Origin of the sequence: Aromatoleum toluolicum (assembly GCF_012911005.2) — a bacterium.
GTDB classification, from domain to species: Bacteria; Pseudomonadota; Gammaproteobacteria; order Burkholderiales; family Rhodocyclaceae; genus Aromatoleum; species Aromatoleum toluolicum.
Genome location: NZ_WTVS01000120.1, coordinates 1 through 9415, shown reverse-complemented (window position 1 = coordinate 9415; position 9415 = coordinate 1). Strand labels below are relative to the sequence as shown.

The following is a 9415-nucleotide window of genomic DNA, read 5'->3' as shown; positions in this document are numbered from 1 at the left end:
TTATAAGAGACAGCCCGTCCCCCCAAGTCAGAGGAATTCATGCCCAAGGTCGGAATGCAGCCGATCCGCCGCTCGCAGCTGATCGACGCAACGCTCAAGGCAGTCGACGAGGTCGGCCTGGGCGACGCCAGCATCGCCTACATCGCACGCCTCGCAGGGGTGTCGAACGGGATCATCAGCCACTACTTCCGGGACAAGAACGGGCTGATCGAGGCCACCATGCGCCACCTGATGCAGGCGCTGGGCGAGGGCGTGCGCTCGCGCCGGGCGGCGCTGTGCGACCCGGCCCCGCGCGCCCATCTGCGGGCCATCATCGAAGGCAACTTCGACACCAGCCAGGTGAGCGGCGCAGCGATGAAGACCTGGCTCGCCTTCTGGGCCAGCAGCATGCACCACCCCTTGCTGCAGCGCCTGCAGCGCATCAATGACCGCCGCCTCTACTCGAACCTGTGCGGCGAGTTCCGCCGCGCGCTGCCACCGGTCGAGGCACGCGCTGCTGCCCGCGGGCTCGCGGCATTGATCGACGGCCTGTGGCTGCGCGGCGCGCTTTCGGGCAAGGCCTTCGATACCGAGCAGGCGCTGCTGATCGCCTACGAGTACGTCGATCTGCAACTGGCCAAGGCTTGAGCAAACCCTCAGTAAGACTCCTCCTGCCGGACAGGACCGAAACCCCAACGGCTCCCTCCTTGCCCCGTCCGTCGCCACGATTCCGCTGGCGACCGTCGGAGTCGCGCGCAGAACCACTCCGGTCGTTTTTTTGGCTGCCCGTTCAATAAACGGCACGTAACCTTGGGCGCGATATCCCCCGTCCCGTGCGGAGCGAAGCACGGCGCGGATTGCCGATCAGAGGAGTCGCCATGCCCCGTTTCAACGAACAGCAGCTCTACATCGACGGCCGCCATGTGGCGGCCACCAGCGGTGCCACCTTCGACACCGTCAACCCCGCCAACGGCGAGGTCTTGGCTCGCGTGCAGCACGCAAGCCAGGCTGACGTGGATCACGCGGTAAGAAGCGCCGTCGCGGGGCAGAAGACATGGGCAGCAATGACTGCCATGCAGCGTTCGCGCATCCTGCGCCAGGCGGTGGCCATTCTGCGCCAGCGCAACGATGAGCTGGCCGAGCTCGAGACCTTGGACACGGGCAAGCCTCGGGCTGAGACGCGCAGCGTGGACATCGCCACTGGCGCGGACGTGCTGGAGTACTACGCTGGCCTGGCCCCGGCCATCGAAGGCGCGCAGATCCCGCTGCGGGAGACGAGCTTCGTCTACACGCGCCGCGAACCGCTCGGCGTGGTCGTCGGCATCGGAGCCTGGAACTACCCGATCCAGATTGCCCTGTGGAAGTCCGCGCCGGCGCTGGCCGCGGGTAACGCGATGATCTTCAAGCCCAGCGAGGTCACGCCGCTCTCCGCCCTCAAACTCGCCGAGATCTACTCCGAGGCGGGCCTGCCAGACGGCGTCTTCAACGTGCTTACCGGCAGCGGCCGCGAGGTCGGCCAGTGGCTGACCGAACACCCGCGCATCGCCAAGATTTCCTTCACCGGCGGCACCGTTACGGGCAAGAAGGTGATGGCCGCCGCCTCGGGCTCGACGCTCAAGGAGGTGACCATGGAGCTCGGTGGCAAGTCGCCGCTGGTCGTGTGCGACGACGCCGACCTCGACCGCGCCGCCGACATCGCGGTGATGGCCAATTTCTTCAGCTCGGGCCAGGTGTGCACCAATGGCACGCGGGTGTTCGTGCCGCGTGCCCTGCAGACCGAATTCGAGGCGCGCGTGCTGGCACGGGTGGAGCGCATCCGCGTCGGCGATCCGATGCACGAAAGCACCAACTTCGGTCCGCTGGTGAGCTTCAACCATATGGACAAGGTGCTCGGCTACATCGAGAACGGCCGCGCCGAAGGCGCGCGCCTGCTGTGCGGCGGCGTACGGGTCACCTCCGGCGAATATGGCCGCGGCGCCTACGTGGCCCCCACGGTGTTCACCGACTGCACCGACGACATGGCCATCGTCCGCGAGGAGATCTTCGGCCCGGTGATGAGCATCCTGGCCTATGACACCGAGGAGGAAGCCATCGGCCGCGCCAACGACACCGACTACGGCCTCGCCGCCGGCGTCGTGACCCGCGATGTGACCCGCGCGCACCGGATCATCCATCGCCTGGAGGCGGGCATCTGCTGGATCAACACCTGGGGCGAATCGCCGGCCGAGATGCCGGTGGGCGGCTACAAGCAGTCCGGCGTCGGTCGCGAGAATGGCCTCACCACGCTGGAGCATTACACGCGCCTGAAGTCGGTGCAGGTCGAACTGGGCGAGTTCCACTCGGCGTTCTGACTTCCCGAGGACGATCACAATGAAGAAAGAATACGACTACATCATTATCGGTGCCGGCTCCGCCGGCAACGTGCTCGCTGCTCGCCTGACCGAGGAAGCCGACGTCAGCGTGCTGCTGCTGGAGGCGGGCGGCCCCGACTACCGCCAGGACTTCCGCACCCAGATGCCGGCGGCGCTCGCCTACCCGCTGCAGGGTCGCCGCTACAACTGGGCGTACGAGACCGAGCCCGAGCCGCACATGAACAACCGGCGCATGGAGTGCGGGCGGGGCAAGGGCCTGGGCGGCTCGTCCCTGATCAACGGCATGTGCTACATCCGCGGCAACGCGCTGGATTTCGACAACTGGGCCAAGGCCAGGGGCCTGGAGGACTGGACCTATCTCGACTGCCTGCCCTATTTCCGCAAGGCCGAGTCGCGGGACGTCGGGGCCGACGACTACCACGGCGCCGACGGTCCGGTCAGCGTCACCACGCCGAAGCCGGGCAACAACCCGCTTTTTCACGCCATGGTCGAGGCCGGCGTACAGGCGGGCTTCCCCGGCACCGACGACCTCAACGGCTACCAGCAGGAAGGCTTCGGCCCGATGGACCGCACCGTGACCCCGCAAGGGCGCCGCTCGAGCACCGCGCGCGGCTACCTCGACCTGGCGCGCGAGCGGCCGAACCTCAGGATCATTACCCACGCGCTCACCGATCGCATCGTCTTCAGCGGCAAGTGCGCGACGGGCGTCGCCTACCTGTCGGGCGACGGCAGCCAACCGATCACCGTGCACGCCCGGCGTGAGGTCCTGCTGTGTGCGGGCGCGATTGCCTCGCCGCAGATCCTGCAGCGCTCCGGGGTCGGCCCCGCAGCCATGTTGCGCAGCCTCGACATCGCGGTCGTCCACGATCTGCCGGGGGTCGGCGCCAACCTGCAGGACCACCTGGAGATGTACCTGCAGTACGCCTGCAAGGAGCCGGTGACGCTGTACCCGGCGCTCAAGACGTGGAACCAGCCGGCGATCGGCGCGCAGTGGCTGTTCAAGGGCACGGGCATCGGCGCCAGCAACCAGTTCGAGGCTGGCGGCTTCATCCGCACCCGGCCGGCGTTCGAGTGGCCGAACATCCAGTTCCACTTCCTGCCGGTGGCGATCAATTACAACGGCAGCAATGCGGTGAACGAGCACGGCTTCCAGGCGCATGTCGGCTCGATGCGCTCCCCGAGCCGCGGGCGTGTTCACTTGAAATCCAGGGACCCGCGCCAGCACCCGAACATCCTGTTCAACTACATGAGCACGGAGCAGGACTGGCAGGAGTTCCGCGACGCCATCCGCATCACCCGCGAAATCATCAACCAGCCGGCGCTCGATCCCTATCGAGGCCGCGAACTAAGCCCTGGCGCCGACCTCAAGAGCGACGCCGAGCTCGACGCTTTCGTGCGCACGCATGCGGAGACCGCCTTCCATCCCTCCTGCTCGTGCAAGATGGGTGAGGACAACATGGCGGTGGTGGACGGTGAGGGCCGCGTACACGGCCTGCATGGGCTGCGCGTCGTCGATGCCTCGATCATGCCGGAGATCATCACCGGCAACCTCAACGCCACCACCATCATGATCGGCGAGAAGATCGCCGATCGCATCCGCGGCCGCAAGCCGCTGACGCGCAGCAACGCACGTTACTACGTGGCCGGGGATGCGCCAGTGCGCGGACGCGCGGAGCGCAGCTGAGCCGCGGCGTACGGCGGCCAGGGTTCCCCGGGGCCGCCGAGTATCAGGAGAGGTTTCCCGGCCCGTGTCTTTCGACGGCCGGCAACGCCAATGCGGCCCGCGCCGCACCCGCTGCGTACACGGAACCCGTGACGCACATCAGCGAATCGCATGGCACGTGCACGAGTGTTGTGGTGACCGCTTCGACGGGGTCTTCGACGACTCGCACGGGTATCCCCGGGAAGTGGTTCCTGACCCAGTCCGCGATCGCACCGGGTTCCAGGGATCGCTGACGGTCGGCCCTCGTGGCGACGAAGGTGCTGGCCTTCGCGGCGAGGATGGGCAGCAGGGCTGCGAGGTCCTTCCCGGACGAAATCGACACGACCATGTGGCGCTCGCGGCAGTCCAGCACGTCGAGGGAGCGCATCAGGGCGCGCGCGGAGGATTCGGTGTGTGCCCCGTCCGCGACCACCCAGGGGCTGCGTCCGAGGATTTCCGTGCGACCGGGCAGCTCGGCCCGGGCGAGGCCGCGCCGGGCGGCGTCCGCAAGTTGCGCCACGGGCAGCAGGTCGGCCTGGCGGATGCATGCGAGTGCCATCGCTGCGTTGCCGGCGAGATGGGGGCCCAGCACCGGCATTGTGAGGTCGAGCGCCAGGGGGCCGCAATCGAGGTGTACCGCGATGCCTTCGGCTGAAGCCCGCGTCACCTCCGCGGCGAATTCGATGCCGAGGCGATGCAGCGGAGCGGCGCAGCGTGTCGCCTGCGCCTCGACGACGGCGACGGCCTCGCGGGGCAGGTCGCCGATCACGACAGGGACCCACGGCTTGATGATCCCGGCCTTCTCGCCGGCGATCGCCGCGAGGGTGTTTCCCAGGCGGTCCGTGTGCTCCAGTTCGATGCTGGTGATGCAGGATACGAGCGGGTGCACGACGTTGGTGGGGTCCAGCCGTCCGCCGAGGCCCACTTCGATCTCCGCCACGTCGACCCCGGCGTGTGCGAACAGCGAGAATGCGATCGCAGTTGCGAAGTCGAAGCAGCCGGGCGGATGCGTGGCGCCGAGCAGGGCCGCAAGATGGGGGCGCACGCGCTCGGCCGCGGCGACGAATTCCGCTTCGCCGACTTCCCGTCCGCCGACGCGGTAGCGTTCGGTCCAACGCTCCAGGTGCGGTGAAGTGAAGGTGCCGACCCGCAGATCCGCTGCGCCGAGGATTGCCTCGCAGAGCAGGGCGGTGCTGCCTTTGCCCTTCGATCCCGCGATGTGGATGCAGCGCAACGCCCGCTGGGGATTGCCAATGCGGGCGAGCAGCTCGCGGGCCGGCTGCAGGGCGAGTGCATCCGGTGGCCGGCGGCGGGAAGGTTCGGCTGCCGCGAGCGCCTCGAACAGCCGAACCACGTCGCCGGCGCTGCGCAGTGGTTCGGCCGAGAGGGCCGCCGCGCCTGGCTGCGCGCTCATCCCCAGGCTGCCTCCATCAGCCCTGCGGGTACGGGCAGGCCGTGTTGCCTGCAGGCCGCTTCCAGCGTGTTGAGCAGCAGGCACGCGATCGTCATCGGGCCGACGCCGCCCGGTACCGGCGTGATGGCGCCGGCCACTGCGGCCGCACTGTCGAAATCGACATCGCCGACGAGCCGACCCTTTCCGTCCGGCGTTTCGATGCGGTTGATGCCGACGTCGATTACGGTCGCGCCGGGTTTGATCCAGTCGCCGTGGACCATGCGCGCTCGGCCCACCGCGGCGACGAGGATGTCTGCGCGGCGGCACTCTTCCGCGAGATCGCGGGTTTTCGAGTGGGCTATCGTCACCGTGCAGCTTTCCCGCAGGAGCAGCGAGGCCATGGGCTTGCCGACGATGTTGGAGCGCCCGAGAACGACCGCGCGCAAGCCGGACATGTCCCCCAGCCGATGCTTGAGCAGCATCAGGCAGCCGAGCGGTGTGCACGGGACCATGCCGTCTCCCCCTGTCGCGAGAGCGCCGGCATTGATCGGATGAAAGCCGTCGATGTCCTTGTCCGGCCGGATCGCGTTGATCACGCGGTCGGCATCGACCTGCGGCGGCAGCGGCAACTGCACGAGGATGCCGTGCACCGCCGGGTCCGCATTGAGTCGCTCGATCAGTTCCAGCACCTTCTCCTGCGGCACGCTGTGCGGCAGCCGGTACTCGAACGAGGCCATCGTCGCCTCGCGCGCCTGACGAGCCTTGTTGCGGACGTAGACCTGGCTCGCGGGATCCTCGCCGACGAGGATGACTGCCAGGCCTGGCGTGACGAGGTGTTGTTCGCGCAGGCGCACTACGTGGCGGCCGATCTCGGCCCGCAGGTGCTCGGCGAAGCGCTTTCCGTCGATGATTTCGGCCATGGTCATTTGAGTACCCTCCTGTCGCTACGCGACATCCTCCCCAGGGGAGGACGAGCGCCGCCTTCGGGCGGCCGTGCGGCGGCGCTCATCGGAACACCACCGTCTTGTTGCCGGCGAGGAAGACGCGGTGTTCGATGTGGTAGCGCACCGCACGGGCCAGCGCCAGGCACTCGGTGTCACGCCCGACGGCGACGAGGTGTTCCGGACGATAGGAGTGATCGACGCGCTCGACGGCCTGTTCGATGATCGGCCCCTCGTCGAGATCCGACGTCACGTAGTGCGCGGTCGCACCGATCAGCTTCACGCCGCGGTCGTGCGCCTGGTGATAGGGTTTGGCGCCCTTGAAGCCGGGCAGGAAGGAGTGATGGATGTTGATCGCCCGACCGGAGAGCTTGTGGCACAGGTCCTCGGACAGCACCTGCATGTAGCGTGCGAGCACGACGAGGTCGGCGCCCGTCTCGGCGACGATCTCCATCACGCGTGCCTCCTGCTGGGCCTTGGTTTCGGCGGTCACCGGCAGGTGGTGGAAGGGAATCCCGTGCCAGTCAGCGAGGGGCTTCAGGTCGGGGTGGTTCGACACGATTGCCGGCACTTCCATTTTCAGTTCGCCGGTGCGATGGCGGTAGAGCAGATCGTCCAGGCAGTGGTCGAACTTCGACACCATCAGCAGCACCTTGGGCCGCACCAGGGTGTCATGCATTTCCCAGTCGAAGTCTTCCTCGGCGCGCGGCAGTTCGTCGCCAAAGGCACGCTTGAGATCCTCGAAGGACGGCGTGCGCTCGGGCGTCGTCGAGAAGACGGTTCGCACGAAGAAGCGCCCCGTGAGGATGTCGTCGAACTGCTGCATTTCCATGATGTAGCAGCGGCGCTCGGCAAGGAAGGTCGAAATGCGCGCGACCGTTCCGATCACGCCCTTGCAGCTAGCCTTCAGTACGTAGATGTTCTTGCCTTCTGTCATTACCGACATTGCGTGTCTCCTCGATCCGCCGTTTTCTTTGAGATTCCCGAGCCTCAGCCCGAATCCCTTCGTTCCGGAGCGGCCCACAGTCCTCGGGGCCGCTTCGGTAGCGTCGGCATCGTTCGGCCGTCCGCCGCTGCTGAATCTAGTCTTGCGGGTATTCGTCGCTTGCCTGATTGCGACAAGCTCCGGTCGCCCCACGACAGTTGAGAAATCAACGGGAATTCCGCTGCCGGCGGCGGATTCCCCGTGTCGCTTATCGACATGCTCGCGTCGCTCATGCGTCTGCCTCGTCGGGAGCTCGCGCCTAACCTTCAGGCCATCGGGTCGGCAATGGCGAACCCGCAACGCCCGTGATTCAGGAGACGAAGATGGCGGACCAGATTGAAGACGGTGACGATTTCGACCTCGCGGCACTGCCGGACGACGAACTCGTCGAACAGATGCACGACGACCTCTACAACGGCCTGCGCGACGAAATCGCCGAGGCCACCAACATCCTGCTCGGGCGTGGCTGGAGCGCGAGTCGCGTGCTCGATGACGCCTTGGTCGAGGGCATGCGCATCGTCGGCGTGGATTTCCGCGACGGCATCCTGTTCGTGCCGGAAGTGCTGATGGCGGCGAACGCGATGAAGGGCGGGATGGAAATCATCCGTCCGCTGCTCTCAGCGACGGGCGCGGAGACGGTCGGCAAGATCGTCATCGGCACCGTGAAGGGCGACATCCACGACATCGGCAAGAACCTGGTGGCGATGATGATGGAAGGAGCGGGCTTTGAGGTCATCGACATCGGCATCAACATCCCGGTCGAGACCTACATCGAGGAACTCGAGAAGCACAAGCCGGACATCCTCGGCATGTCGGCGCTGCTGACCACGACGATGCCCTACATGAAGGTCGTCATCGACACGATGAAGGAAAAGGGCATCCGCGACGACTTCATCGTGCTGGTCGGCGGGGCGCCGTTGAACGACGCTTTCGGCAAGGCCGTCGGTGCCGACGCCTATTGTCGCGATGCCGGCGTCGCGGTCGAGACGGCCAAGGCGCTGATCCAGCAACGCCGCGCGGCCTGACCGGGCACGAAGCGAGGAGCGTCCCGGCATGGCGCCCGCACTGATCATCGCCTGCGGCGCGCTCGCGCGGGAACTTACCGTGGTGATCGCGGCGAACGGCTGGCAGCACGTGCAGGTGCAGTGCCTGCCGGCGGATCTGCACAACCGCCCGGAAAAGATCCCGGATGCGGTACGCGAGAAGATCCGCGCCGCCCGGGCCCGCTTCGGTCGGATTCTGGTTGCGTATGCCGACTGCGGCACTGGCGGTCTGCTCGACCGCGTGCTCGAGGAAGAGGGCGTCGAGCGTCTGCCGGGGGCGCACTGCTACGAGTTCTACGCCGGCAGCCCCACTTTCGCTGCGCTCGCCGACGCCGAGCCGGGCAGTTTCTACCTGACGGACTTCCTGGTGCGTCACTTCGAGCGCCTGGTGATCCGCGAACTGGGCATCGAGCGCCACCCGGAACTCGCGTCGCAGTATTTCGGCAACTACCGCCGCCTGGTCTACCTCGCCCAGCACGAGGATGCGCAGCTGCAGGAGCAGGCCTGGCAAGCCGCCGCGCGCCTGGGCCTCGCGTTCGAATACCGATTCACGGGCTACGGCGATCTCGAGCGGGCCGTTGTCCGATTCCACCGGGACGCGGAAGGCGGACCCGTCACGGAGCAAGCTTCATGGCAAAAATGATTGTCGTCCAGTGGCGGGACATTCCCGCGCAGGTGATCGTCAAGAACGGTCGGGACAGCGCGAAGGTGCAGCTGTCCGAGCGCTTCCAGGTCGCGATCGACCGGGCGGCGATGCGTGCCGGCAAGGGCAGTTCCGAGGCTTACCTCGAGGACTGGCGTCGCCAGCCGCCGCGTGACTGCGGCGGCGACCTCGAGGCCGAAGCGGCCGCCGAAGCCGCCCGCATCGAGGCCTGCTATTCGGATGAGGCGCTGGAAGCCCTGGTCCGGGCAAAGGGCCTTGCCGGTGGCGCAGCGAATGATTAACCGGGCAGTCAGATACATGAAATCTGCTCGAGCACCTTGTTCCTCCCCCTTCAAG

9 protein-coding genes are annotated in these 9415 nt (G+C 67.0%); 6 read left to right on the top strand and 3 right to left on the bottom strand.

Annotated features, from left to right (window positions below; translation table 11 throughout):
- The first annotated feature begins 39 nt into the window (after positions 1-39).
- The 3 genes from betI (at position 40) to betA (ending at position 4035) form a co-directional block, all read left to right on the top strand.
- The gene (gene betI / locus GPA27_RS27015) at positions 40-627 is read left to right on the top strand and encodes a transcriptional regulator BetI (protein WP_169143514.1); all 588 of its coding nucleotides are present in this window, start codon (positions 40-42) and stop codon (positions 625-627) included.
- Between the two features lie 230 nt (positions 628-857).
- Positions 858-2330 (top strand): betaine-aldehyde dehydrogenase, encoded by a 1473-nt coding sequence (gene betB / locus GPA27_RS27010; RefSeq protein ID WP_169143513.1) that lies wholly within the window; start codon positions 858-860, stop codon positions 2328-2330.
- 19 nt (positions 2331-2349) lie between these two features.
- A complete protein-coding gene (gene betA, locus GPA27_RS27005) occupies positions 2350-4035 on the top strand; it encodes a choline dehydrogenase (protein WP_169143512.1) in 1686 nt (561 codons plus the stop codon).
- A 43-nt stretch (positions 4036-4078) separates the two neighbouring features.
- On the opposite strand, the gene GPA27_RS27000 is transcribed toward betA, so the two are convergent.
- The 3 genes from GPA27_RS27000 to purU form a co-directional block, all read right to left on the bottom strand.
- Positions 4079-5467 carry a bifunctional folylpolyglutamate synthase/dihydrofolate synthase gene (locus tag GPA27_RS27000; protein WP_169143511.1) on the bottom strand — a complete coding sequence of 463 codons (1389 nt, stop codon included), beginning with the start codon at positions 5465-5467 and terminating at the stop codon, positions 4079-4081.
- Positions 5464-6372: a bifunctional methylenetetrahydrofolate dehydrogenase/methenyltetrahydrofolate cyclohydrolase FolD gene (folD, locus tag GPA27_RS26995; protein ID WP_169143510.1), complete on the bottom strand. Its 909-nt coding sequence runs from the start codon at positions 6370-6372 to the stop codon at positions 5464-5466. The genes GPA27_RS27000 and folD overlap by 4 nt, the downstream gene beginning before the upstream one ends.
- A 79-nt stretch (positions 6373-6451) precedes the next feature.
- Positions 6452-7333: a formyltetrahydrofolate deformylase gene (gene purU / locus GPA27_RS26990; RefSeq protein ID WP_169143509.1), complete on the bottom strand. Its 882-nt coding sequence runs from the start codon at positions 7331-7333 to the stop codon at positions 6452-6454.
- 362 nt (positions 7334-7695) lie between these two features.
- Between purU and GPA27_RS26985 the strand changes: the two genes are divergently transcribed.
- The 3 genes from GPA27_RS26985 to GPA27_RS26975 are packed head-to-tail and all read left to right on the top strand — an operon-like array spanning position 7696 to position 9360.
- The gene (locus GPA27_RS26985) at positions 7696-8397 is read left to right on the top strand and encodes a cobalamin B12-binding domain-containing protein (RefSeq protein WP_169143508.1); all 702 of its coding nucleotides are present in this window, start codon (positions 7696-7698) and stop codon (positions 8395-8397) included.
- Between the two features lie 28 nt (positions 8398-8425).
- On the top strand, positions 8426-9058 hold the full coding sequence (locus tag GPA27_RS26980) for a DUF1638 domain-containing protein (protein ID WP_169143507.1): 633 nt from the start codon (positions 8426-8428) through the stop codon (positions 9056-9058).
- Positions 9046-9360: a virulence factor gene (locus tag GPA27_RS26975; protein ID WP_169143506.1), complete on the top strand. Its 315-nt coding sequence runs from the start codon at positions 9046-9048 to the stop codon at positions 9358-9360. Before GPA27_RS26980 ends, GPA27_RS26975 begins: the two co-directional genes overlap by 13 nt.
- Positions 9361-9415 lie beyond the last annotated feature (55 nt).